A 22,821-nucleotide genomic window follows, 5' to 3' on the forward strand; every position below is an offset into this window, starting at 1 on the left:
GCCAGACCGCTACCGTGGTGGGGCCGGCCGGCGAAGAGGTGCATACGGATCAATTCGGACGCATCAAGGTGCAATTCCATTGGCAGCGCCCTGAAGAGCATCCCGGCATCGGCGCGGCGATGGATGACAAGTCCTCATGTTGGATTCGAGTGGTGATGCCTAGTGCCGGGGCGGCGTGGGGGCATCAGTTCATTCCCCGCATCGGTCAGGAAGTCTTGGTGGACTTTCTGGAAGGAGACATTGACCGCCCGGTGGTTGTTGGCGTGCTCTATAACGGCAGCCACGCCTCGCCGGACTTTAGCGGCGCAGGGGCTTTGCCGGCGAACAAGACCCTCTCCGGCATCAAGTCTAAAGAGCATCAAGGCGGCGGCTACAGCGAACTGCTGTTTGATGATACCCCCGGAGAAGTCCGCGCCAAGCTTTCCAGTGAGTCGGGCAAGACCCAGTTGAACCAGGGCTTTTTGACGCATCCCCGCAAAGACGGGAAAGCGGAGCCACGCGGCAACGGCTTTGAGTTGCGAACGGATTTGTCAGGCGCGATCCGGGCCGCTCAAGGGGTTCTGGTCAGCGCCTATGGCCGTGAAGGCGCTGGCGGCAACCAACTGGACCGAGAGGAGTTGATAGGCCAGTTGGAGATGGCGCTGTCCATTGCGAAGTCTCTCGCCAAGCAAGCGGAGGTGCATCATGCGGATGAGACCGACACCAAACCGCAAGAGCAACTGGCGCAAGACGTCAAACAATGGGAAGGCGGCAGCAATACCGCCAAGGAAGCCAAGAGTGGGCACAAAGCCATTCTGGCCCTCGGCGCGCCGGAAGGCATTGCCCTGGCCAGCGAATCGAACATCTCGATGGCAACAGGCAGCACGCATGACTTGATTGCCGCCAAGGATAGCAACCAGAGCATAGGCCAGCATCTGCGCATGCGCGTGGGGCAATCTCTGTCCATCTTCGTGATGCAGTTGGGCATGAAGCTTATCTCCGCCTCAGGCGCGATTCGCATCCAAGCGCAGGATGACGACATTGAAATTATCGCCGCCAAGCGCTTACGTCTGGTGGGCTTGAAGGCTGTCAGTATTGAAGGGCCTCAGGTCAATATCACCGCACAGAATGCCGGCGCGGAGTATGGGGGCGGGATCACCACTAAGACATCGGCCACGCATACCCAGCATGCCGCCAGCCACGCGATGACGGGGCCGGCCAGTGTCAGCCCGCAAAATGCTCTCCAATCCAGCAAGGCGGATCACGATCAGAAAGTACAATTGTTCTGGCAAGGCGGGGGCGAGCCGATTGGTAATCGCCAATATCGGCTGAAGTTGGAGGATGGTCGCGTCTTAAGCGGCAAGACGGATGCTTCTGGCTTTGCCCAGCATTTGAAGTCTGAACTCGGCTTTGCTCGTTACAAGCTGGAACTGCTGCCCGAACAATAAACGAGAGACCTGTTCATCATGGCGATACAACAACCTATCAATGGTCAAATTGGCAAGAACGGTGTACGGCAGAGTGAAGGCGCTCTGTCGCCCAATATTGCGGATACCCAGCAAAATCATTACCTTGCCCCAGACCGTGTAATTCCCGTCATCTTTATTCCGGGGATTATGGGCAGTAATTTGCGGATGACGGCGGAGAGACAGCAGCGGTTAAGCAAAAAGAATAATGTGGCGTGGAATCCTGATAAATTGAAGGAAGCAGGTTCACTTATATTTGCGGATGCTGCGGAGCGTCAACTTACGCTTGACCCCTCGGCAACGGTCGTCGACCTCTATGACCCTAAGTCCAACCCTACCGGAGACCCCAAGGAGAGCGCCGCGTCGCGTCATGGCAATGTAAAGCCGGGAAAGGCGACTCACCTGAGTCAGGAAGATGCCCGCCAAAGGGGCTGGGGTGAAGTCATGTTCAGTAGCTATGGACAAATGTTGAATACCTGCGAGAGTCTGCTCAATCGGATGTTCACCAACGGCAAGTTACAGCCGGGTTGGAAGGATATTGTGGATGCGGACCCCAAGGCCTGGCAGGCGGCAAGCAGCCTTCCTAAGCTGACTGAAGCTGACCTCAAACAAGCGTCGAAAGGCTGCTGGTTTCCTGTACATGCCTTCGGCTACAACTGGCTGCAATCAAATGGCGACTCAGCCAAATTAATTGCCAAGCGTATTCATGACCTGATAAGTGGCTATCAGAAGCACAGCCGCTGTGAAAAAGTCATTATTGTTACCCATTCGATGGGGGGCTTGGTGGGGCGGGCACTAGGGCATCCCAGCTATGGCAATCTGCAAGACAAGATATTGGGGATCGTACATGGGGTGATGCCCGCCACAGGTGCACCCGCGGCTTATCGGCGGATGCTGGCCGGGTTTGAAAGCGGTAACATGGTTGAAAAGGCGGTGCTGGGTAGTAGCGGTCCTGATGTGATGGCGGTACTGGGCAATGCGCCCGGGGGGCTTCAACTATTGCCTAGCATTGCTTATGGCGCGAACTGGCTACACATTGTAAGCACCCATGGCCAAACATTGAAACAGCTGCCGCAGTCAGACCCGTATGAGGAAATTTATAGCCGCTCTGACGTGTGGTGGGGCATGCTTCGGGAAGAATGGATTAACCCTGCTGGACAAAATCGGGCGGGTGCTCAGTTTACTCGGCAGCATCTGAAAAGTGCCAGGGACTTTCATCAGACCTTAACAGGTTGCTATCACCCTAACAGCTATGCTCATTATGGCTGCGATGCCAAAAGAAAGGCATTCCAAAAAGTGGTTTGGGAAGTAAAAAGCAGTAAACCGATATCTAGCCCAGACTCGCTAGACATTGTTTATGACTCCGGTAAAGGAAATCTACAGCTGCAACATCCGCAGGCAAAGCCGAGTGGAGGGATGTATCCGGAAAGCATCGCTGCATTTATTCGTGATCCTGCCGATCCAGGGGATCAAACAGTGCCGATGCGCTCAGCGGACGACCAACTAAATAGTGGCAAGTTCAAAGGGGTTTTTCGTCAAACAGGTTATGAGCATCAGGCCAGCTATAAAGATAAGAACGCCTTGGCATCCACTCTGTACAGCATTGTTCAAATTGCCAAGCAAATGAAATGGGAAGGTGCTTGATGTCCACTCGAATCCCTTGGAAGGGACTGGCATGCATAGGTGCTGCCGTTGCAATACTTGCCGTCTCCCATCGTATTTACTCTGACCCTCTTCGTAATCGGACGTACGCAATGGCAACTACTCCAAAAAGAATTGACACCCTACTCAAAGAAACCAAGCCGGTCTGCTTTGGTCGCTACTTGATAGATGTCCCCAAAGGTGCTCAGGTCGTTTGGGGGCCAAGCGAAATTAGTGCTGAGATCGTGTCGTATCCTGATCAAGGATATAAAATTGTGGGGGAAGTGCAAGATAAGATCAAGGAAATTGCATCAGAAAAACATCTTTCTGAACCTTCTATGTTGATTGGTGTATTCGATGGACCTAATCCGAGTAGTAAGATTGTCGTGGGATATAAGTCATCTAATGATACAGGCTTTGCGCAATTGCACTCTTACATTAAGTTGGGGAAAAATGCCTACGTGCAAACTATTCCGCAGTCTCTCCTGGCCGTGAGCGACAGTACGGCATCTATGGGATTAAGGGAGGATAAAAGCCTATACAAACAGGATGTGGCTATATTGCAAGATGTTGCCAGTCGGCTGAGTGTACGTACTGATAATGAAGTTCCAACGACGCCGGGCATCTGTATTGAGGCTGGCTTTGTTTCAGGCGATACGCCAAAGTACCAAGAACGTATCTCTATTGGCTTCCGGTTTCCTGAATTTCCTGATGTAACCTTCTCACTGTCTTCGTTTAAGACGGATAGGTTCCGTCAGGATAATACTTTGGATTGGTCTCTAAAGAAAACGCAAGAGACTTATACAGAACAGGGAGAGGGGCTGTTTTGGAACAGCATTGCGATGCTAAAAAAAGGCCCGCGAGAAATTGCAGGATGGAATGGCGATGAGGCGCTTGCCAGAATGCCTTCTAAGGGAGATTATCCTTCCGTTCATGAGTTTGCTTTCAAGTATGCCGGCAAGCCTTCGTATGATCCATTCCACCCGGTCGTTAAAATAAAGATGAATACGGGCGTATCTGGTAACACTGCGGGTGTGGCTCACCCAAGCTTGACGGATGATGAGGCTGTGGCTCTTTGGGACAAGCTTACGTCTACTATTCGTGTGCGACCGGTAACTGGCACTCAATAAGACCCTTGATACTTATTGATCGCTTGCGATATTCAGCTTATCGATCTGAAAAGGGGGATGAAAATAATCATCCCTCCTGATCATGCAATACCAATCTATCCGCTTTTCTGTGTAGCCGCCTTCGCCTCAGCATCTTTTGATAGCAACCCTACCCTGACTCGGTAGCAGTTGCCGGAGGAGGCTTTCTATGTGCCGTATTCTCTAGCAAAAAATCACAAGAAAAAACCATTGAAGTCATTTTAAATTCAATGTAAATGTAACATCTCTAGGAGTGCGTAATTAAGTCCCTCCAAGCTCGACCAACAACACAATAAGTTTAAAAGCCGTAGTGGTCGCGTTGCCATATCAAAGTGCTAACCCAGCTGCAACCGACACCCAAAGCAGTATTTAGCATGTCGGGGTTCGACCATCAAATGAGCTACAAAAACAAATATGCGATTCAAGCTACAGTCTATGGCATTGCCAAAATCGTTCAACAAGCCCCTCCGCCCAAGGCATACTAAAGGACTGCCACGATGAATCGACTTGCTTTATTGCTTGCCTTATTGATGACCAGCCCTGCTCTTTATGCTGCGGAGAATAAGATGTTTGACAAAATGAAAACCTACTGCTTTGGTCGTTACTTAGTTGACATTCCGCATGAAGCAGAACTCAAGGGACAGGGAAATAAATATATTGCTGCATCAATAAAAACCGAAAAAATTAGTAGGGAAGCCATGCTTAAGCTGGCGGAGAAAAAAGAACTCACCTTAAAAAACGAGGATGACAAATATGAAGATCAGTTTGCGGAAACTCGATTTTCAAACTCACCAGACAAGAGATTGGTGTTAGCAAAGTCAGAACCATTTGGACGACTCATTTATTCATTGGATGCCTATAAATTTTTAGGAAATGGATACACTGCACTTTCCTCAGTCCGTGCATTAAACAAAAAAAACATCCAGGAAACACTTTCTGAGCATGAGGCCTACCTACAAGGGATTCGTTATCGCTCGGATCGAGACATTCCGAAAGAGGCCGGTTTTTGCATTGCAAATGGCTTTGTCTCCAATGATGGAAAATCGCCACAGTTTGAGATGGCTTCAATCACTTTTGCCTTGAAGAATAATCCGGATGTTTGGTTCAGCATAGACAGCTTCACACTGTCAAAGCCAGAGCCATCCTTGCTGGAAAGGCAAAAGGCAGCAAAACTGGATGAGCGATTTCCTGGCAAGATAAAGGCAATCAGAAAGGGGGCTAGAACGGTAAATGGAATGCAAGGTGAGGAATCTCTAAATGAGTTCCCCTCTGACAACGACATGGGTGTTGCACATAATTTTACGTGGGAAGCTCAGGGGGGCTTTGATAACCCTCTCAATCCCAAAGTCTCGATACAGCTTACCTCTGGTGAAGGCGTAGCCGGTGTTACGGGGGAATCATCTTTAAGTGCAGCACAAATGCAGCGTCTCTATGAAAGCGTGATTAAGTCCATCCGAGTTCGCCCGGTAGCTCAATAAATTTAAGTGGCGTAACGGGTGACAACATCGGTCAATCCGCGTCAACATTCACCGCCAAAAATAGTCTCTGGCTTTATGCGAGGCCGCAGTTCAATTTATTAATTTTCGATATTGCAATTAGCAAGGGCAATTTCTCTATGATTAATATTTCTAAGATTGTTACCTATTTTGGAGTATTGCCTGCTGTGTTAATGGCAACGGGTTGCGCTGTCAATAAGCCACTTGAGCCTGAGGCGATTCGCGCCGCGATGAAAGCGACTTATCAATGTCATTCATCGCCAGTAGATAAAGCGGGACAAGGCGAGCAAAGTATAAATAAAGGCTGCTATTTTGTGCTACATAGCCCGGAGACGGGAAGAGTGCTCAAAAATACTCCTTATTTACTTCAGGTCCATGACCCGAAGTCCAGCGGCGAAGCTCCTGCGATTTCTTTGCAGGGGCGGACGGATAACCAAGGAAGAAGCCAATTTGTATCGCCCCCTTTTGATATTAATATGAATGCCGTGCGCTTTGTAGAAGTTGTGGGCCGCGGGAACTATCGGGGCAACTTCACCTTGGTTTCAAGAAGCGGCAAGCCGTCTATCGGGGCAGGATACAAGTTGTTGGCGTGCGGGAAAGAAGTATATAAATCCCGTGCAGACTATCACGGTGAAACAGTAGTTTTTCAGATGCAAGATCGCTGTGACTTTTCAATGCAGCTTACAAGGTAAGCACGGAGCAGCTTTGTTAGGCTGCCTGGAAAATTTGAATAAGCCACACAGATCCACTGCTGGAAGGTGAAAATGAAAACACTGAGATCGCTGGCGTGGACATCTCTGGCTATATGCTTAATTGCAGGGGGAGCGATAGCATCGGAGGCTGTCCCGCAGCAGCCTGATGTGAAGAGCTTTGTAGATAGCGCCGAAATCTGTGTTCATCTATCTGGCGAATTGAGCGGAGAGAAGACCTCTGAGCAGATGAAGCTCGTTAAGCAGACCAATAAGACATGCGACATGGCAAAACGGAAATTTAAAAAGCTAGATAAGAAATATAAAATGAACGCGCAAGAACAAGAAGTGCTTAACCAATATCGAGACGATTTGTCAGATTAGATCTGCCTAGAACAGTGTTTATGAGTACCCCAATGCCTCGACTCCCGTCACCTCAGACGTAGAACTGCTTGTTGTTGGCCGCTCTAAACAGAAATTCCGAAGTGCGGCAGACTTTGCACAACTTATTGAACCGCATCAATCGCCTAGTATAGACGCCAAGGAGCGCCCAGCGCTCCTTGGTGCTCAGTACACAGAACGAAATCAGCCGTCCACGCCCAGCGCCGCCCTCACCTCCGCGCCGGCGATGTCGAACAGCGCGCTGGCGGCCGGCGTCAGCCCCAGCATGTGGATGCAGCCATGGACCATGCCGTCCAGCTGCCGCGCCGTCGCCTTGACGCCTGCCGCGTTCAGCCGCGCGGCGTAGTCCTCCGCCTCGCTGCGCAAGGGATCAAACTCGGCGGTCAGGATGGTTGCGCCGGGCACGCCTTCCAGGCGGGTCGCCAGCAGCGGCGAGACATAGGGCGACGCCCCCTCTTCCTCCGCGGACAGATAGGTGACGTAGCAGGAGCGCATCAACTCCCGCGTCAGGTAATAGCCCTCACCGTAGATCTGGTAGCTGGCGCTGTCCATCTTGTGGTTCAAGGCCGGGTAGATCAGCAACTGATGGGCGATGGACGGGCCGCCGTGATCGCGCGCCAGTAGGCAGGCCGCGGCGGCGAGATTGCCGCCGGCGCTGTCTCCGGCCACGCCCAGCCGGGCGGGATCCAGGCCGAGCGCTTGCGCGTTTTCAAACGCCCAGCACAGCGCGTCGTACACATCGTGCAGCGGCACCGGATAGCGGTGCTCCGGCGCCAGCCGGTAATCGACGGACAGCACCACGCAGCCAGTGGCCTTGGCCAGCGCGCGGCAGGGGTTGTCGTAGACCTCGGCCGAGCCCAGGCACCAGCCGCCGCCGTGGGCGAACAGCAGCGCCGGCTGTGCCGCCTCGCTGGCCTCGGGCCAATAGCCGATGATGCGCAGCGGATGGCCGTCCCGCGCCGTCGCCTGAAACACTTCCACCCGCGCGACGGGTTCCAGCGGGCCGTGCAGTTGGCGCAGCCCGACGTCGGTGTCGGCGCGCAGCTGCGCCATGTCCGCCGGCGCGGCGGCGTCGCCCGCCGCCGCCTGCTCCAGCCACTGCTGGATCTTGATGTCCAAAGGCATGCTCAGTCCTCGCTTTCCAGGAAGGGCAGCAGCTCGGCGATGAACTCGTCGGCCGCCTCCTCCATGATGAAGTGGCCGCAGTCCGGGATCACCACGCCGCGCAAGTCGTCGGCCTGGCCGCGCATGGTGTCCAGCGGGGCCTTGCCGGTGGCGTGCTCGGCGCCGATGGCGAGCACCGGCATGGTCAGCTTGCTTTGCGCGCGCCGCTGGTTCTGACGAATGGTTTCCGGGATGGCCCGGTAGTAGGCGAAGCCGCCGCGCAGGCCCCCCGGCGAGGAGTAGGCGTCGATATACACCTCCGCCGCCACCCGGTCGCGCCGCCACGACCAGCGCTGGAACATGAAGTCCAGATAGGCGCGCTCGCGCCCGGCGATCAGCGTTTCCGGCAAGTCGGTCAGCTGGTTGAACATGAAGTGCCACAGGAAGATGTTCTCCTCCGGCGGCGCGAAGATAGACGGCGCCGGCGCCAGGCCGGGGATCACCGCCTCGGTCAGCGCCAGCCGGCTGACCACGCCGGGGTGGTCGCTGGCCAGCGCGTAGGCCAGCCACATGCCCACATCGTGGCCCACCACGGGATAGCGGGCGTGGCCGAGCCGCAGCATCACCTGATGCAAGGCGGCGGCGACGGCGCCGGTGTCGTAGCCGCTGTCCGGCCGGCTGGACAAGCCGGTGCCCGGCGGGTCGACAGCGATGGCCTGAAAGCCGCGCGCGGCCAGCGCGCGCATCACGTGGCGCCAGGCGAACCAAGTTTGTGGCCAGCCTGGGATCAGCAGCACCGGGCGGCCCACGCCGGCGGTGACCACATGGACGCGCTGGCCGTCCAGCCGCACATAGTCATGAGTGAAATCGGGTTCGGTATCAATAAGAGGAAGTGCCGACATCTGTAGTCTCGCAGTGAAAAGTGGATGGAAGTCAGGCGATGCCCAGCATCGCGCGGATCTGCGCTTGATCGACCGCCGCGCCGGCGAAGTCGTCGAAGACGCGTTCGGTCACGTGGATGATGTGGCGGTTGATGAAGTCCACGCCCTCGCGCGCGCCGTCTTCCTGGTCCTTGAGGCAGCATTCCCACTCCAGCGCGGCCCAGCCTTCGTAGTCGTACTGCGCCAGCTTGGAGAAGATCGCCTTGAAGTCCACCTGGCCGTCGCCCAGCGAACGGAAACGACCCGCGCGCTCCATCCAGCCGCTGTAGCCGCCGTAGATGCCTTGCCGGCCGTTGGGGCGGAATTCGGCGTCCTTCACATGGAACATGCGAATGTGTTCGTGATAGATGTCCAGGTAGGCGAGGTAATCCAGTTGCTGCAGCACCAGGTGGCTGGGGTCGAACAGCATCTTGCAGCGCGCGTGTTGGTCCACCAGCTCGTAGAAGCGTTCGAAGCTGGCGCCGTCGTGCAGGTCTTCGCTGGGGTGGATTTCGTAGCACAGGTTGACGCCGTGTTCGTCGCAAGCGTCCAGAATCGGCCGCCAGCGCCGCGCCAGTTCTTCGAAGGCGGTTTCGATCAAGCCTTCCGGCCGTTGCGGAAAGGGGAACAAATACGGCCAGACGAAGGAGCCGGAAAACGTGCCCATTTCGCTCAGCCCCAGCCGCCGCGAGGCCTGGGCCGCCATCCGCAGACGCTCCAACGCCCAAGCGGTGCGCTCCGCCGGCTTGCCGCGCAGATTCGGCGGCGCGAAGTTGTCGCACATCGCGTCGTAAGCCGGGTGCACGGCGACCAGTTGTCCGAAGATATGCGTGGTCAGCTCGCTAAGCTCCAAACCGTGCGCGGCCAGCGTGCCCTTGATCTCATCGCAATAGTTCTGGCTGGCGGCGGCCAGCTCCACATTGATGAAGCGACTATCCCATGCCGGAATTTGCAGGGCTTTAAAGCCGGTGCGCGCCGCCCAGCCGGCAATGCCGTCCAGGGTATTGAACGGGGCTTGATCCGCGCCGAATTGAGCCAGATGGAGGCTGGGTCCCTTGAGTGTTTTCATGTGTCGTTGTCAATTGTTTGTCGATTGACAAATAATAGACGTCGGCAACGCTACACGTCAACGGCGGAGCGCGATAAAATTCTGTCCGATAACATTTGAGCGAGGCGAAAAGATGGCGGGCAGGCCCAGAGAGTTTGACCGGGACCAGGCGTTGCAACAGGCGATGCTGGCTTTTTGGCGGCGCGGCTACGAGGGCACGTCGATGTCCGACCTGGTGGCGGCGCTGGGCATTGCCTCGGCCCGGATCTACGCGGCCTTCGGCAGCAAGGAGGGCTTGTTCCGCGAAGCGGTGGCGCTCTACGCCGCCGGGGACGGCGGCTTCGCCGATCTGGCGCTGCGCCAGGAGAGCGATGTGGCCTCCGCCATCGAGCGGATGTTGCGGGACGCCGTCGCGCTCTATACGCGGCATGACGCGCCGGGCGGCTGCATGGTGGTGTCGGCAGCCACCAATTGCTCGGAACAGAACGACGGCGTGCTGGAATGGCTGCGTTCGCAGCGACAGGAGCGCACGCAATCGGTGATAGACCGCCTGCGGCGCGGCGTGGCCAACGGCCAGTTGGGGCTGGATACGGATGTGGACGCCTTGGGCGATTTCTACGCCGCGCAATTGCACGGCATCTCGGTGCAGGCGCGCGACGGCGTGCCGCGCGAGCGCCTGCTGGCTTCGGTGTCCGTCGCCATGGCGCCGCTCCGGATCGCCGCCGGCAAGGCTTGAGCGGACGCCAGCCGCCCTAGCCCGCCCCCGCCGGCGGCCATTCGGGGAACAAGGTCTCGGCCAGATGCATCGCGCGCATCGGCAAACGGTGCGCCCAAGGGCGGACCTGGGCGGCGCAGCGGCGCCAGTGCTCGTGGGTGAACATGCGGCTGGGCGCGCTGGCCACCCACACCGCCAGCACCAGCGCGGCGCGCAGGGTATCCGGATCGGTGCTTAAGCCCACATTGGCCTGCGCGGCGGCGTGGATGGCCTCGCTCACCGGCAGCGGTGCGCCGGGCGCGAAGCCCAGCCGCGCCATGGCCGCGCTCACCTCCGGCGCGCGAACGGGCTCCGGCGCGCCGGAACGGGCGGCGGCCAACAGCAAGCCGCCCGCTTGTGCCGCGCCGCCCATGCCCCACTCCGCCAACAGTGCTTGCGCCGCGCGCGGCGCCGGCCAGTTTGGCGTTGCCGGAACGTCTCCGTCGCGGTGCAGGCCGCGCTCGTCGGAATCGGATGCGACTAACGCCGCGTCCGGAAACAGGGGCGCCAGGGTTTGCCGTACCCTGCGCTCCACCGCCGGGGTATTGCCCTGATGCCAGAAATTGAAAATCAGCGCGTCGCGCGGCCGCCGCGTCAACGGCGACACGGAATGGTAGGAGTGCGCGCTCATCTCAAAGCCGAAGGCCATATTGGGATAGGGGCGGATGCTCTGGTAAACGGCCTCCGGCTCGTCGCCGGCGTGGATATTCAGCAGGCCGCCGTCTTCCGGGCTGTGGTCGCGGGTGAATTGCACCACCACGCGGTAGCCTTCGTAGCCCAGGCCCGGGTTGTCGTTGTGCACGCCTATGCGCTGCCCCGGCACCATGCGGTGGCCCAGCACCTGGATGTCGTCCGCCGACAACGGCACCTCGAACAGGATTTGCATTTGTTCGCGCAAAGCCTCCAGGAAATCGTCCCGCACGAAGGCCGGCGCGTCCGGCCTCAACATATAGAGCCGGCGCAGATCCAGCCGATAGGTGACGAAGAAATCCCCCACCCGCTCCTCCCAGGGCAGCGGGCCGCTGAGCACCGCGCCCGCTTGTGCCGCCACCGTCTCGTCGAAGGTGTCGAAACAGAGGAAGTGGCGGTACGGTTGCTCAAAGAACAAGACGTTTTCCAACATGGTTCGCCCCTATGCGCAATGCGCCGAGGCGTCGCGGCCGGCCAGCGCGCGGAACTGGTCCGCCCGCTGCGCCAGAGGTCGCCACAGCGCCTGTCCCAGCGCGGTCAACGCCCGCGCCCGGTCCAGCGAGTCCTCCATCTGGGCGCGCCAGTCTTCCAATTCCGACACATTGCGCGCCAGCTCGCTGTGCACCTCGACGCCGGCCATGATCAGCCGGTAATAGAAAATCAGCACATTGACGAAGGCGTGGTGGGCTTTGAGTATGCCCAGCGTCGGCCGCGGCACCCCGCGCGCCGGAGAATGAAAGGTCTCGCCCAGCGAGGGATCGCTCAGCGGCCCCATCGCGGCAAGCTGGTGCAGATAATCGTGGCTGACTTCGTGCACCAGGGTTTCGGCGCAGCGCAAAGGGTCCGGATGGAGGGTCATGTACAAGGCGCCGTTGAGCATGGAATAGGTTTCGCTGTTGAATTTGCCCGGCTCCAGCCGCAGCGGGGACACCACGCGCAACAGGCGGGCGATCCAGCAGTGATAAGCCGGGGAATGACGGGCAATCAGCGCCACCGCCCGGCCCAGGGTGGCCGCGCAGCCGGGGCCGGGCGGAACGACTTCCGGGTCCGGGTTCAGCAGGCTGCGCGGCAACGGTCTCAGCACAATATCCGGCCCCGTTTCGCCCAAGGCGACGGCCGGCAGTTTGCGCGCCGGCCCCGTCACGCTGCGCCAGCCCACTTCCGCGCGCTCGAAAGCGCAGCCGCGTTGCGCGTGCGCGGCCGTGTCCAGCAGGATTTCCAGCCGTTTCGCGTCGCCGCTGACGCGGTAGGCCACGGCGGCCGGCAACGCGTAACCGGCGAAGCCCAGCGTCAGCGGCCGGGACAGCCGCAGGTGGAATTCGCGTCCGGGCCGGTGCGCGCTCCAGTGCAATGCGCATTGCAGCGCGCGCGACAACAGCAGATCCGGCTGCCGGGCCTCCTCGTCGCGCAACGCTTGCAGATTGCAAAACGGGTGCGCCGCCAGTTCGGTCAGCCGCGCGGCCTCGGCCGCGTCGGCGCCGTCCGCTGCCAGCATGGCGGCGGCCATCTCCGACAGCGCCGGCGCGACGCCGGGCGCGTGACGCTGCAACAAGGGCCGCCAATGCTCGAGAAAAGCGTTCAATTGCCGGCCGCGCAGTTGCCGCGTCCAGCCGGCGTGCCAGTCCTCGTCGAAGGCTTCGAAAGGGCTGGAATAGGCGCGGGCGATTTCAGGGGTCATCGCGCAATCTCCTCGCTCAAGTTCTCCGCCGGCACCGTCAACGGCCGCAATCGCCGCTGCAGGGCGCTCAGAAAGCGCCGCCCGGCCGGGCTCAGGCTGCGCGCCCGTTCCAGCTCGGCGGCCATCCGCGGCAGCCAGTCTTGCAAATCCGCCATGTGATGACGCCAATCGGCATCCGCCAGCCCGCCATTGCGCCGCAAGGCGTCGAAAAACAGCGCCACGTTGCCGAAGGCGTGATAGGCCAACAGCAACATGAGGGCCGGGCGCCGACAGCGCTTGACCGGGGAATACAGCCATTCTTCGACGCCGCGCTCGACCAGGGGGAACAACCGGTCCACCAAGTGAAAGTGCTGGTGGCTGGCTTCATGAACCAAGGTTTCCGCCATATCCAACGGCGAGGCGAACAGCGTCATCGACACCAGCCCCGGATAGTGCAGGCTGCTCCAGCTGGACACCTGACCTCCGCTTCGCCGCAGCGGCCGAACCAGGCGCGCCAGACGGCGCACCCAGGGGCCGTAGACCGGCGCGCCCTGATCGAGCAAGGCCAGCCCGGCGGCCAGCGCCTGCGCGGCCGCCGCGTCCGGCTCGCCGGCGGGCTGTCGGCGGTCGTCCGGGGTGCGCGCCGGATAGGCGGCAAGCGTCGGGCTTCTATCCGCTCCGCCCCAGCACCGCGACTCAATACTCAAAGCCAGCCGCGCGCCGTCGGCGCCGGCGGCGCTCAGGTTCAGCCGTCGTCCGTCCGCGGAGACGCGAAGCGCGCGGACGTCGACGATCCGGTCCGGCAGCACCAGGGTGCGCGGCGGGTTCCAATGCGCGCGCCATTCTCCCGCGACGCCGCTCTGATGCGCGTGCCAGGCGATCTCCAGCGCGCAGGCCAGCAGGAAACCGGCGCGCGGCTGGCGTCCCGCCTGAACCAGCGCGCCCAGCGACGGGTGCCACAACCGTTCGAAGTCCGGCTCCGCCTCGGCCATGTCCCGCAACACCCGCTCCGCGCCCGCCGGCAAGGCGATGCCCGGCGCGGCGCGCTCAAGGAAAACGCGCAGGCTTTGCCGCCAGGCCTGGGCCGCGCAGCTTTCCAACAGCGCCAGCCCGTCCGGATCGCCTGGGCAGGCGGCGCTGGCGACGAGGTCGTCAAATGGGGTGGACATCGTCGCTGCCCGCGGTGAAGTCGAAAGCTTCCAGGCCGCTCACGGCGCGGCCGCCACGGCTGAGCCGGCCGGCCTGATAGCTCACCCGCTCGACATCGCCCAGCTCCGCGCGGAAGGCGGCGGAGCCGCCCAGCAGCAGCAAGCCGCCGTCCGCCATCGGCTGACCGTAGACCAGCCCCAAGCGCGGGTGGCGCAGCACCAGGCTGCGCAGATGGCGCACCGCGGCCAGGCCGAAGCCGGGGTCGACGCGGCACAGCGCTTCCCAATGGCGCATCGCCTGGGCTCGGCTGGCCTCGCAGTCGGCACGGCAGGGAAAGTGGCTGAGCAGATGCCAGCCGAACACGTCCAGCATGGTGTTGGTCCAGTAGGGCAGCGCGCCGCCGTTGCCGGCAAAGACCGGCTCCAGGCGCGCGTGGTGATGCTCGCGATGCGCCAGATAGGCTTGCACGCAGCAGTCCGGGTAACCCAACAGCCTGCCGGCGATAATGTCGTTGTCGGTGAAGCGCGCCGCCAGTTCCGCCAATTCACCGTCGCGGGCGGCGAAGACGAAGGCGCGCGCGTCCGGCGCGGCAGCCTCGTCGCTGGCCACGGCGGACACCACGTAGTCGTCGGCATCCGCCACCGCCGGCCGCAGCGCCCGTTCCCAGCGGCGGGCGTGCAAGCCCAGCCGCCGCAGCGCGTCGATCACGCGCGCCGCGTCGCGGTAAGCGCAGGACACCCGCGCCAGGGGCTTGGCGCCGGCCAGGGTCAACGCCAGGTCCACCCGCGCCGCCTGAGTCAGTTGCGGCAAGATGGCGCGCAAGCCCTCCGGCGAAGCGGCCGCCGCCGTTCTTATTGAAAGGCCACCAAATGCCAGCGCTCCGTGGGCAGCCTCGCCACTTCGCGCCCGTCCCGCGCGTTGAGCACGCATAAGTCCTCCTGTTGCCATTCAATGCAATCGCCCTGGTCCAGCCGGGCCTCCGGCAGGCGATCGCTGGAGCGCAGCGGCCGCCATCCCTGGTAGAACACCGCGTCGCCCACGCCGCCGCCGTAGAGTTGCGCGCCGAAATTGCCGTAACGCCGCGCCTCCGGCGGCACTTCCTCGTCGCGCAGCAGCAAGGGCAGCGGCAGCAGTCGCTCCAGTTGCGCGGCGAAGGCCGGAACGGTTTCGCGCAACGCGTCCAGCAGCGCCGCGGCGTAGGCTATGCTGGCGCGGCAGCCCAGATGGCAGGGAAAGTGGGAAATCAGGTAATACGGCGAACCGCGCCCCACTTCCATCTCGGTGAGGAAAACATTGAGCCGCCAGTCGCGCCGGCCTGGAGTGCGCGCCACGCGCAGCAGATCGGTCATCGGCGCGGCGCCGAAGTATTCGTTGGCGGCGATGCAGCAGGCCGGGTAGCCCAGCGCCCGCCCCAAGGCCACGTTGTCTTGCCTCCGCTGGGCGTCCAAACCTTGTTCCAAAGCGTCCGCGTCCAGCGCGTAATAAACGCGGACGTCGCTGCGGCTGAAGGCGGCGCGCTCCGCCGCGGTGGCGTGGCGATAGCCCCAGTCGTCCGGCGGCGGCACATATTGACCGTGGCGCAGGCCGCAGGCGTCCAGCAGCGCGCACAGCCGCGCGGCGCTGTCGCGGCCGGCGGTGAAGCGCGCCAGCGGCTTGAGGCCGGCCAGCACCGCCAGCGCCTCCACCGCGATGCGCGCGCCTTCGCCGCCGGCTTGCAGTTCGCCGGCGATCCGATCTCGGGCGCCGCTCATTGGGTGCTCATCCGGATGATGGTCAGCGCCTGGTCGATGCGCTGCGGGCGCTCGCGCATCAGCCGCGTCACAAAGTCGAACAGATGCCGGGTGCGCTGACAGCAGGAGCTGGTCAGCGGCTGCGGGTCCAGCGAATGGGTTTCCCCCTTGCTGACGATGGGCGACACGCCGCAATAAGGCCGGTAAGCGCACACCTGGCAGGCGTCGTGCTCGCGCAGCGAGTAGGACACCAGCTGGCGCGCCTTGTCGGAGGTGACCGCGGCGGCGTAGCTGTCGGTGTGCACGTTGCCGATGCGGAAATCCGCGTGGCCGCGGCCTTCGTCGCAGCCGTAGACATTGCCCAGATGGTCGTAGGCCAGATTGCCCAGCACCATGCCGCTGGGGTTGCGGAAGTCCACGTATTTGACGTCGCGGTTGTTGAACAGCTTTTCCAGCGCCAGCGAGAAATAGCGCTCCTCCAGCAAGATGCCCTGATCCCACAGCGAAAAGATGTAGTCCAGCGCGTCGCGCCAGGCGTCGAAGAACTCGTCCATCTCCATGCCCACGCTGTCCCATTTGCCTTTGGCGAAACCCATTTTCTGCACCGGGGAGAAGAAAATGGACGACTGCCCTTCCGCCACCGCGAAGTCGACGTAGTCGCGCAACTTGTGCAGATTGTTGCGCCCCACCACGATCAGCGAGGGCACGTCCAGGCCGCGGTCGCGCATGCGGGCGCGGTTGCGGCGGATGTCGTCCCAATGGCCGCGGCCTTCCCAGTCCACGCGCAGCGACGGGTGCTCGGCGGCGTCGAACTCGATGGAGGTGGTGATGTTGATGCGGCTGGCCGCCAGATAGTCCAGCACTTCGTCCGGCAGGTCCACGCCGTTGCTGACGATGGAGAAGGACAGCGCGCGCTTGTGCGCCAGGTTCTTGATCATGGCGTAGGCGTGCAGATAGCGCACCGCGCCGAAGTTGAGCGTGGCTTCGCCGCCCTGGAATTCGAAATGGATGCGCGAGGACGGCGATTGGTAGGCGAAGTCGACGATGGCGCGCGCGGTGGCTTCGTCCAGGTCGTAGCGGGCCGGGTCCGAGCTGTCCCGCACCACGGCCGCGTGGCAGTAGGCGCAGCGCAGATTGCAGCGCCGCGTCATGCCGATGATGTGCAGCGCGGTGCCGGGAAAGTAGTTGGCGGACCAGTCTTCATAGGCGCGCATCACGCTGTCGGCGTTGCGCGCGGTGAGGATCAGACCGCGCTCCTCCAGCAGATCGTGCAAGGCCCTGGGCAGGGCGATGCTGCGCAGCGCGCGGTATTCGTCCCGGCTCAGCAGCGCCCAGCTGCCCTGGTCGCTGGACAGGAAGACGCCGTCGCCCACGTCCCGGGCGCGGTAATTGGGCTTCCAGCGGTCGCGCAGCCGGAAGTCGGCGAAAATCTCCTCCATGCCGGCCCGGTCCGGCTGGGCGGGCGCGGCCGCGGCGGCGCGCGGCGCCGGCCCTTCAATCGGGCGAATCGGGGTGACTACGTGGTTCATGACGGGCCTCGCAAACGAGTGGCGGATTCAGGCGATCAGATAAAGTTGCGGATGCTGGCGCGAGAAGCTGGCGATGAGGCCCAGCGAGGACAGGTCCTGATGATCGAACAGCACGCGCAGAAAGGGCTTGTCGCGCCGCGGCTGATAACGCTCCAGCGCGGCGACGCGCACCTCGTCTATCAGCTCCGCCGGGATTTCGGCCAGCGGCCGCACCCAATCCTGGCCGTGGCGGATCAGCGCGCCGCGCTCGGCGCCCGGACAGGCGTCGGCCAGCCGGCAGCCGCGGCAGGCGCGGGTTTTCTCGTACCAGGGATGGGTGTCCACCGCCGGATCTGAATCCCGGATCAGCAGGTCGAGAAAATCCGGTATCAGGCAAGGCGCCAGTTTCTCCAGCCTCACCGGCACGCCCAGCGCGCGGAACAGCGGCACGATGGCGCGCAGCCTTTCGCGCACCAGCGCCGGGTCGGCGATGGAGTCGATGAATTTGCCGGTGCGCACGGTGCCGCTGAACTTGAGCCGCGACGAACCGGCCTCCACCGCGGTCACGCCGGTGGCCAGCAGGTGTTCGACGTTTTCCGCCAGGATCACGATATTGGTCTGGATGTCGAAACCCAGCTCGCTGAGGTGGCGGATGCCCTGCAGGGTTTGCCGGAACGCGCCTTCGCGCACGCCGTTGAGCTTGTCGTGCAGGTCGGCGTTGTGGCCCATCAGGCTGGTGCGCACTTCCAGCCGGCCGTCGGCCATGGCCGCCAGCCGCTCCGCCGACGGGCGGTGGGAGAACAGCCGTACATTGGAAGCCAGGCTGACGCGGCGACCGGTTTTCAAGGCTTCGCGCAGCACCTCCCAGAACACCGGGTCTATGGTGGGCTCGCCGCCGAAGATGTCCACTTCCTCGTCCGGCGCCGCCTGGTCAAGCTCGGCCGCAATCTCCTCCAGCGGCCGAAAAGCGCGCTGGGCGATCTCGTCGTCCACGATGCAGAAGAAACATTTGTTGTTGCAGGAAGCCGTCAGCCGGATGATCATCGCCGTCGCCCCACCAAGAAGCCCGCAAGCGGGCCGCCAGAAAATCCGTCCCGGCGCGGCAGCCGCGCCGGGGTCCGCTTCGCCGCGCGGCTATTTGACGCCGCGCTTCAAAGCCGCCTTGATCTGGGGGTTGTTTTCGATTTCCTTAAGCACCAGCGGGTCCTTGAGCGCGTCGCGCACCGCCGCCGGATTCAGCGTGGTGGACACCGCCGGATTGGTGACCAGATCGCCCGGGGAAAATACGCTGGCCGCCTTGTCGTGGATGTGGCCGTCGTTGTCGTGGATATTGCTGCGGTCGCTCCAGTCGCGGCTATGCCCGGCCGCCACCACCGAGCCGGCCAACAAATCGCCGGACACCCGGGTCAGGTGATCGAACTGGGCGCGCAGGCGCGCGACGTCGATCTTTTTCAATTCGGCGACGGTTGCGCTGTTTGCGCCGGCGTCCTTCGCCGCCGCGACGGGGTCCGACAAGAACTTGGCGCGGAAATCGTTATCGCTCACCGCGCGCATCAGCAGTTTGTTCACTTCCGGTTGGGCCATGGTGTCCTCCTGGCTTGAGCACTGTGACCGAGGCGTGCTTGGCTTGGCGACGCCTTCGTCTGGATGGAGCGGAAACCGGCGGCGCGTTCTGCGACTGAAGGCAATATGCGATCCGCGCTCCCGATCGGCTTCACGCCGGCAAGGGACCTTCGCCGCTAAGCCGCTCAGCGGCCGCCGCACCCCCGGGGAATCTCCGCACCCACCCAAATGCCTCGCCCATCCGCCTCGTCATCCAGCCAGCCTGCGTATCACTGGAATGAAAAAGCGCCGACGGTTTTCGTCAGCGCTTTAACTATATTCATGCGTTTTTAATATATCTGTACGTTAAATTACCTAAAACCAAGCTTGATTGATGACGCGCTTTTCCCGCTCCGCTCCGTCCAACAGCCGCCAGCCGCCCTCGTCCACCGTGAGCCAGCCGTCCAGGCCCAGCGCGTCCAGGAAACCCTCGTCGTGCGACACCACCAGCAAGCCGCCGTGGTAGCCGCGCAACATCGCCTCCAGCGCCTGCAGCGACGGCAGATCCAAGTGATTGCTGGGTTCGTCCAGCAACAGCCACTGCGGCGGCGGATCGGCGTAGAGCGCGCAGGCCAGCGCCGCCTTCAGCCGCTCCCCGCCGCTGAGCAGGCCGCAGGGCCGAGCCGCCCGCTCGGCGTCCAGCCCCAGTTGGGCCAGCAACATGCGCAGCCGGCTTTCCCCGGCCGCGGGGTTGAGCGCCAGCAGTTGCTCGATCGCGCCGCGGCCAGGATCCAACCCGTCCAGATCCTGGGCCAGATAGGCGCAGGCGGCCGGCGATCGAACCCGGCCGGCGACCGGACGCAGTTGTCCGGCCAGCACCTTGAGCAGGGTGGACTTGCCGCAGCCGTTGGGGCCGAGCACGCCGATGCGGCGGCCGCCGCCCAGGCTGAGGCCGATCCGGCGCGTGGCCGGCGGCGCGAACGGCAGTTCCACCTCGTCCAGAACAATGGCGGTGCGCCGCAGCGCCCGCCCCTGCGGCAAGGCGTGCACGACGACCGCCGCATCGCCCTCCGCTCGCCGGGCCGCCTCGCGCACCGCCTGGTCCAGGCCTTCCCGCGCCGCGGCCTGTTGCCGTCGCAACTTGCCGGCGCTGTCCTCGCTGCGCTGCTGCTGGCGGTCCAACAAAATGCTGGCCTGGTTGGCTTCGCGGCCGCGCCGTTCGCCGCGGGCCTGACGCCGTTCTTGCCGCTCTTGCTGTTCGCGTAGCGCCCGCTGGCCGCGCAAGCGCTCCTGTTTGCGCTGCTCCAGCGTTTGCAGCACCCGCGCCTGCTCTTGCGCTTTGTGCTCGGCGTAAAAATCGTAGGCGCCGCCGTAGCTGGCCAGGCCCTGCGGCGATAGTTCAACGATGCGCTCCATCCCGGCCAGCAAGCGGCGGTCGTGACTGATCACCAGCAGACCGCGCGGCCAGAGCGACAATTGTTCGATCAAGGCCTGTCGCTGATTCCGGTCCAGATGATTGCTGGGCTCGTCCAGGATCAGAAAGTCGGCGTCGGACAATATGGCTCCGCACAGCGCCGCCCGCGCGGCTTCGCCGCCGCTGAGCGCGTCGGCCGGCGTTTCCGGGCGCAGATGTCCCAGGCCGAAACGCCGCCATTCCCGCTCCAGGCTTTGGCGCAAGTCCCAGCGGTCGCCCAGCAGTTCGTAATCCCGCGCGTCGACGCTGCCGGCCTCAATGCGCGCCAGCGCGTCCAGCGGCGCTTGCAGTCCGGCAAGGCCGGCGGCGGTGTCGCCCCGGGGCGCGCCGGCCCGCTGCGCCAGGTAATGCGCCGTTCCGCCGCGCAGACAGCGGCCGGCGCTGGGCCGCAGTTCTCCTGCCAGCAAGCGCGCCAGCACGGTCTTGCCCACGCCGTTGCGGCCCACCAGGCCGATGCGCTGGGCGTGAAACCTCATATTGAGATGGCTGAACAGAACCCTGCCGTCAGGCAGCAGATAGGACACGTCGTCCAAAGTGAGATGGGTGTGCGTCATGAAGCTTCCAGGGATGCCAAACATTCCCCTGCGCGCAGGGGGCGGAGAACGTGGCCGTCCAGGGGGACGGCGGCATCAATGGCGCATCGGACTAAGACCTCGGGGAAAGATTGGGTCACGCAAGGGGTCGGCCCCGCGCGAAAGCGATATGGTAGCGCGCGCCGGGCCGCGCGCCAAGCGGGACAGGCAGACCCTGCCCCGCTTCCGGAAGCGATTCAACCCTCCTGTCTCAGCGCTCGCCGCAGCGCGGCAGATCGTGAACAGGTGCTCAAACCAGCTTGGCCAACATCATGTCCGCGGTCTGCAAAGCGCCCTCCACCCAGCCTTGGGCGTCGGAATAGGCTTCGCCGCACACATACAACGGCTGGCCGTCCAGCGGCTGGATGATCTGCCGTTTCACCTCCCAGCTTTTCACTCCGATGTTCCAGCTGTTCCAGCCGCCGCCGAACGGATCGTCGCCCCAGTCGCGGAAGGCGGCGTTGCGCACTTTGGGCGTGTAGGACAGGCTGTGCATCACCGTCAGTTGGCGGGTGACTTCTTCCGTCATCATGCGCGGGGCCTTGTAGCGGTGCCAGCTCAGTTCATTGGCGCGCACATGGTCGTCCGCGCCGATGAAGGGATCGGCCAGCTCGGCCACCTCCAGGCCCTTCTTCCAGGCGCTGTGACGACGGCCGCGCAAGCCGTCCCAAAAACCGGTGTTGTCGCCATCGTCGTAGCTGGCCAGCAACATGGCGTGGCCGTGCAAGGCGGGCTGGCCGTTGCTGCGCGGCCAGTAATAGGTCTGGCGCACCGGCAAATCGGTGACGGAACGGCCGGACTTGACCGGCACGTATTCACCGTCGGCCTTGCTGTAGCCGGTATTGAGCCACCAGGGGCTGTTGTAAGTGGTGAACAGCTTGAACAGCGGCCGCGGGGTGACGCTGGCGGTCAATTGCTGGAAGCGCGCGGACTCCTGCAGCCAGGGGCTGGTGGCGGACAGCAGCTCCAGCGCGCGGCGCGGCATTGCCAGGATCAGGGTCTTGGCGGACACGGTACCGCCCGGCGTCTGAAACTGAAAGCCCTGCTCGCTGCGCGTCACGCCGCTGACCGGCGCTTCCAGCCTCACCTCGCCGCCGGCTTGTTCGAACAGCTGGGCCAGCACCCGCGGCACTTGCTGAAAGCCGTTGCAAAACCCCATGTATTGGGCCGATACGCCGAAGTCCGACAGAAACCAGGGGATGGCGTCGGCGGCGTTCCAGTTGCACAGCGTGGTGTCGTAACCGCCGGTGTCTTCGGCGTATTCATAGGCTTCGCCGGTGATCACGCGGAACAACACGTTCCAGAAACCCTGCTGGTACAGCGGCACGCCGCCGAAGCTGGCGCTCTGCGCCATCAGCCGGCGCTCTTCCTCCGTCAGCGATTTATTGGTGATGCCGGGCACGATTTGCTCGATGGCGTCGATGATGACGGCGCCGCCGGTTTGGCCGCGGTCCAGGAAGTTGAGCCGGTACGGCACTTTGTCCGGCTGGGTGGTGAAGTCTTGCAAGCGCAGGTAAACCCCGCGCAGATAGGCGATGTTTTGCGGCTCGTCCACCGGGAAGCCGTAAAGCTCGATCTGCTCCGGCGCCGGCAGCAGCGCGTTCAACTCCTGGATCAGGTCGTAAATCAGCGGCTGCACTTCCGGCAGGATGCGCATGCCGCCCAGTTCCGCCACCATGTCGGGGATGTCCGGCGGCCGCACCGACAGCAAACGGCCGCCGATGTGATCGCTGGCCTCGAACACCGCTATCTTGCTCTGGGGATAGTGCTGTTGCAGCCGCCAGGCGCTGTACACGCCGGACACGCCGCCGCCGACAATGGCGATGTCTATGTTTTCGCTAGCCATGTTTGC

Annotated in this window: 20 protein-coding genes; 7 read left to right on the forward strand and 13 right to left on the reverse strand. The window is 62.3% G+C overall.

Annotated elements, in window-relative coordinates:
• The 6 genes from B0T39_RS13980 to B0T39_RS13990 form a co-directional block, all read left to right on the forward strand.
• Positions 1-1,427 (forward strand): DUF2345 domain-containing protein (locus B0T39_RS13980; RefSeq protein WP_141111227.1); only part of this gene is annotated, 1,427 nt, incomplete at its 5' end.
• Between the two features lie 18 nt (positions 1,428-1,445).
• Positions 1,446-3,089: a lipase family alpha/beta hydrolase gene (locus tag B0T39_RS13985; RefSeq protein WP_081547612.1), complete on the forward strand. Its 1,644-nt coding sequence runs from the start codon at positions 1,446-1,448 to the stop codon at positions 3,087-3,089.
• Positions 3,090-3,199: 110 nt separating this feature from the next.
• Complete coding sequence (locus B0T39_RS25095; RefSeq protein ID WP_141111228.1) at positions 3,200-4,216, forward strand: T6SS immunity protein Tli4 family protein; 1,017 nt, start codon at positions 3,200-3,202, stop codon at positions 4,214-4,216.
• Between the two features lie 515 nt (positions 4,217-4,731).
• Positions 4,732-5,712, forward strand: a complete 981-nt coding sequence (locus B0T39_RS25100) for a T6SS immunity protein Tli4 family protein (RefSeq protein ID WP_141111229.1) — start codon at positions 4,732-4,734, stop codon at positions 5,710-5,712.
• Between the two features lie 137 nt (positions 5,713-5,849).
• A complete protein-coding gene (locus B0T39_RS25105) occupies positions 5,850-6,422 on the forward strand; it encodes a hypothetical protein (RefSeq protein WP_141111230.1) in 573 nt (190 codons plus the stop codon).
• Positions 6,423-6,494: 72 nt separating this feature from the next.
• Entirely contained in the window at positions 6,495-6,803 is a 309-nt protein-coding gene (locus tag B0T39_RS13990; RefSeq protein WP_081547614.1) for a hypothetical protein, read from the forward strand.
• Positions 6,804-7,004: 201 nt separating this feature from the next.
• Here B0T39_RS13990 and B0T39_RS13995 read toward each other — a convergent pair whose 3' ends face one another.
• The 3 genes from B0T39_RS13995 to B0T39_RS14005 are packed head-to-tail and all read right to left on the reverse strand — an operon-like array spanning position 7,005 to position 9,914.
• Positions 7,005-7,946, reverse strand: a complete 942-nt coding sequence (locus tag B0T39_RS13995) for an alpha/beta hydrolase (protein ID WP_081547616.1) — start codon at positions 7,944-7,946, stop codon at positions 7,005-7,007.
• Between the two features lie 2 nt (positions 7,947-7,948).
• Positions 7,949-8,827 carry an alpha/beta fold hydrolase gene (locus tag B0T39_RS14000; RefSeq protein WP_081547618.1) on the reverse strand — a complete coding sequence of 293 codons (879 nt, stop codon included), beginning with the start codon at positions 8,825-8,827 and terminating at the stop codon, positions 7,949-7,951.
• 31 nt (positions 8,828-8,858) lie between these two features.
• The gene (locus tag B0T39_RS14005; RefSeq protein WP_081547620.1) at positions 8,859-9,914 is read right to left on the reverse strand and encodes a sugar phosphate isomerase/epimerase family protein; all 1,056 of its coding nucleotides are present in this window, start codon (positions 9,912-9,914) and stop codon (positions 8,859-8,861) included.
• A 112-nt stretch (positions 9,915-10,026) separates the two neighbouring features.
• Between B0T39_RS14005 and B0T39_RS14010 the strand changes: the two genes are divergently transcribed.
• Complete coding sequence (locus B0T39_RS14010; protein ID WP_081547622.1) at positions 10,027-10,629, forward strand: TetR/AcrR family transcriptional regulator; 603 nt, start codon at positions 10,027-10,029, stop codon at positions 10,627-10,629.
• A gap of 16 nt (positions 10,630-10,645) precedes the next feature.
• Here the strand turns inward: B0T39_RS14010 and B0T39_RS14015 are convergent, their stop codons facing one another.
• The 10 genes from B0T39_RS14015 to B0T39_RS14060 all read right to left on the reverse strand — a co-directional run bounded on the left by B0T39_RS14015 (position 10,646) and on the right by B0T39_RS14060 (position 22,815).
• Entirely contained in the window at positions 10,646-11,770 is a 1,125-nt protein-coding gene (locus B0T39_RS14015) for a 2OG-Fe(II) oxygenase (RefSeq protein ID WP_081547624.1), read from the reverse strand.
• A gap of 9 nt (positions 11,771-11,779) precedes the next feature.
• On the reverse strand, positions 11,780-13,015 hold the full coding sequence (locus B0T39_RS14020) for an aKG-HExxH-type peptide beta-hydroxylase (RefSeq protein WP_081547626.1): 1,236 nt from the start codon (positions 13,013-13,015) through the stop codon (positions 11,780-11,782).
• Positions 13,012-14,163: an aKG-HExxH-type peptide beta-hydroxylase gene (locus tag B0T39_RS14025; RefSeq protein WP_081547628.1), complete on the reverse strand. Its 1,152-nt coding sequence runs from the start codon at positions 14,161-14,163 to the stop codon at positions 13,012-13,014. The genes B0T39_RS14020 and B0T39_RS14025 overlap by 4 nt, the downstream gene beginning before the upstream one ends.
• A complete protein-coding gene (locus tag B0T39_RS14030; protein WP_043591681.1) occupies positions 14,147-14,965 on the reverse strand; it encodes a hypothetical protein in 819 nt (272 codons plus the stop codon). Before B0T39_RS14030 ends, B0T39_RS14025 begins: the two co-directional genes overlap by 17 nt.
• 29 nt (positions 14,966-14,994) lie before the next feature.
• Positions 14,995-15,894: a hypothetical protein gene (locus B0T39_RS14035; protein ID WP_081547630.1), complete on the reverse strand. Its 900-nt coding sequence runs from the start codon at positions 15,892-15,894 to the stop codon at positions 14,995-14,997.
• Positions 15,891-17,402, reverse strand: a complete 1,512-nt coding sequence (locus B0T39_RS14040; RefSeq protein WP_081547632.1) for a radical SAM/SPASM domain-containing protein — start codon at positions 17,400-17,402, stop codon at positions 15,891-15,893. Before B0T39_RS14040 ends, B0T39_RS14035 begins: the two co-directional genes overlap by 4 nt.
• A gap of 27 nt (positions 17,403-17,429) precedes the next feature.
• Positions 17,430-18,425, reverse strand: a complete 996-nt coding sequence (locus tag B0T39_RS14045) for a radical SAM protein (RefSeq protein ID WP_081547634.1) — start codon at positions 18,423-18,425, stop codon at positions 17,430-17,432.
• Between the two features lie 90 nt (positions 18,426-18,515).
• Positions 18,516-18,965 (reverse strand): Os1348 family NHLP clan protein, encoded by a 450-nt coding sequence (locus tag B0T39_RS14050; RefSeq protein ID WP_081547636.1) that lies wholly within the window; start codon positions 18,963-18,965, stop codon positions 18,516-18,518.
• Between the two features lie 333 nt (positions 18,966-19,298).
• Positions 19,299-20,951 (reverse strand): ABC-F family ATP-binding cassette domain-containing protein, encoded by a 1,653-nt coding sequence (locus tag B0T39_RS14055; RefSeq protein WP_081547638.1) that lies wholly within the window; start codon positions 20,949-20,951, stop codon positions 19,299-19,301.
• Positions 20,952-21,219: 268 nt separating this feature from the next.
• Positions 21,220-22,815 carry a flavin monoamine oxidase family protein gene (locus tag B0T39_RS14060; RefSeq protein ID WP_081547640.1) on the reverse strand — a complete coding sequence of 532 codons (1,596 nt, stop codon included), beginning with the start codon at positions 22,813-22,815 and terminating at the stop codon, positions 21,220-21,222.
• Between the last annotated feature and the right edge of the window lie 6 nt (positions 22,816-22,821).

The organism is Chromobacterium haemolyticum, assembly GCF_002081825.1.
Lineage (GTDB): Bacteria > Pseudomonadota > Gammaproteobacteria > Burkholderiales > Chromobacteriaceae > Chromobacterium > Chromobacterium fluminis.

Bases quoted from the DNA above. Each gene is read 5' to 3' on its own strand.
- B0T39_RS13985 (WP_081547612.1), top strand. From the start codon at position 1,446: ATGGCGATACAACAACCTATCAATGGTCAAATTGGCAAGAACGGTGTA.
- B0T39_RS25095 (WP_141111228.1), top strand. From the start codon at position 3,200: ATGGCAACTACTCCAAAAAGAATTGACACCCTACTCAAAGAAACCAAG.
- B0T39_RS25100 (WP_141111229.1), top strand. From the start codon at position 4,732: ATGAATCGACTTGCTTTATTGCTTGCCTTATTGATGACCAGCCCTGCT.
- B0T39_RS25105 (WP_141111230.1), top strand. From the start codon at position 5,850: ATGATTAATATTTCTAAGATTGTTACCTATTTTGGAGTATTGCCTGCT.
- B0T39_RS13990 (WP_081547614.1), top strand. From the start codon at position 6,495: ATGAAAACACTGAGATCGCTGGCGTGGACATCTCTGGCTATATGCTTA.
- B0T39_RS13995 (WP_081547616.1), bottom strand. From the start codon at position 7,946: ATGCCTTTGGACATCAAGATCCAGCAGTGGCTGGAGCAGGCGGCGGCG.
- B0T39_RS14000 (WP_081547618.1), bottom strand. From the start codon at position 8,827: ATGTCGGCACTTCCTCTTATTGATACCGAACCCGATTTCACTCATGAC.
- B0T39_RS14005 (WP_081547620.1), bottom strand. From the start codon at position 9,914: ATGAAAACACTCAAGGGACCCAGCCTCCATCTGGCTCAATTCGGCGCG.
- B0T39_RS14010 (WP_081547622.1), top strand. From the start codon at position 10,027: ATGGCGGGCAGGCCCAGAGAGTTTGACCGGGACCAGGCGTTGCAACAG.
- B0T39_RS14015 (WP_081547624.1), bottom strand. From the start codon at position 11,770: ATGTTGGAAAACGTCTTGTTCTTTGAGCAACCGTACCGCCACTTCCTC.
- B0T39_RS14020 (WP_081547626.1), bottom strand. From the start codon at position 13,015: ATGACCCCTGAAATCGCCCGCGCCTATTCCAGCCCTTTCGAAGCCTTC.
- B0T39_RS14025 (WP_081547628.1), bottom strand. From the start codon at position 14,163: ATGTCCACCCCATTTGACGACCTCGTCGCCAGCGCCGCCTGCCCAGGC.
- B0T39_RS14035 (WP_081547630.1), bottom strand. From the start codon at position 15,894: ATGAGCGGCGCCCGAGATCGGATCGCCGGCGAACTGCAAGCCGGCGGC.
- B0T39_RS14040 (WP_081547632.1), bottom strand. From the start codon at position 17,402: ATGAACCACGTAGTCACCCCGATTCGCCCGATTGAAGGGCCGGCGCCG.
- B0T39_RS14045 (WP_081547634.1), bottom strand. From the start codon at position 18,425: ATGATCATCCGGCTGACGGCTTCCTGCAACAACAAATGTTTCTTCTGC.
- B0T39_RS14050 (WP_081547636.1), bottom strand. From the start codon at position 18,965: ATGGCCCAACCGGAAGTGAACAAACTGCTGATGCGCGCGGTGAGCGAT.
- B0T39_RS14055 (WP_081547638.1), bottom strand. From the start codon at position 20,951: ATGACGCACACCCATCTCACTTTGGACGACGTGTCCTATCTGCTGCCT.
- B0T39_RS14060 (WP_081547640.1), bottom strand. From the start codon at position 22,815: ATGGCTAGCGAAAACATAGACATCGCCATTGTCGGCGGCGGCGTGTCC.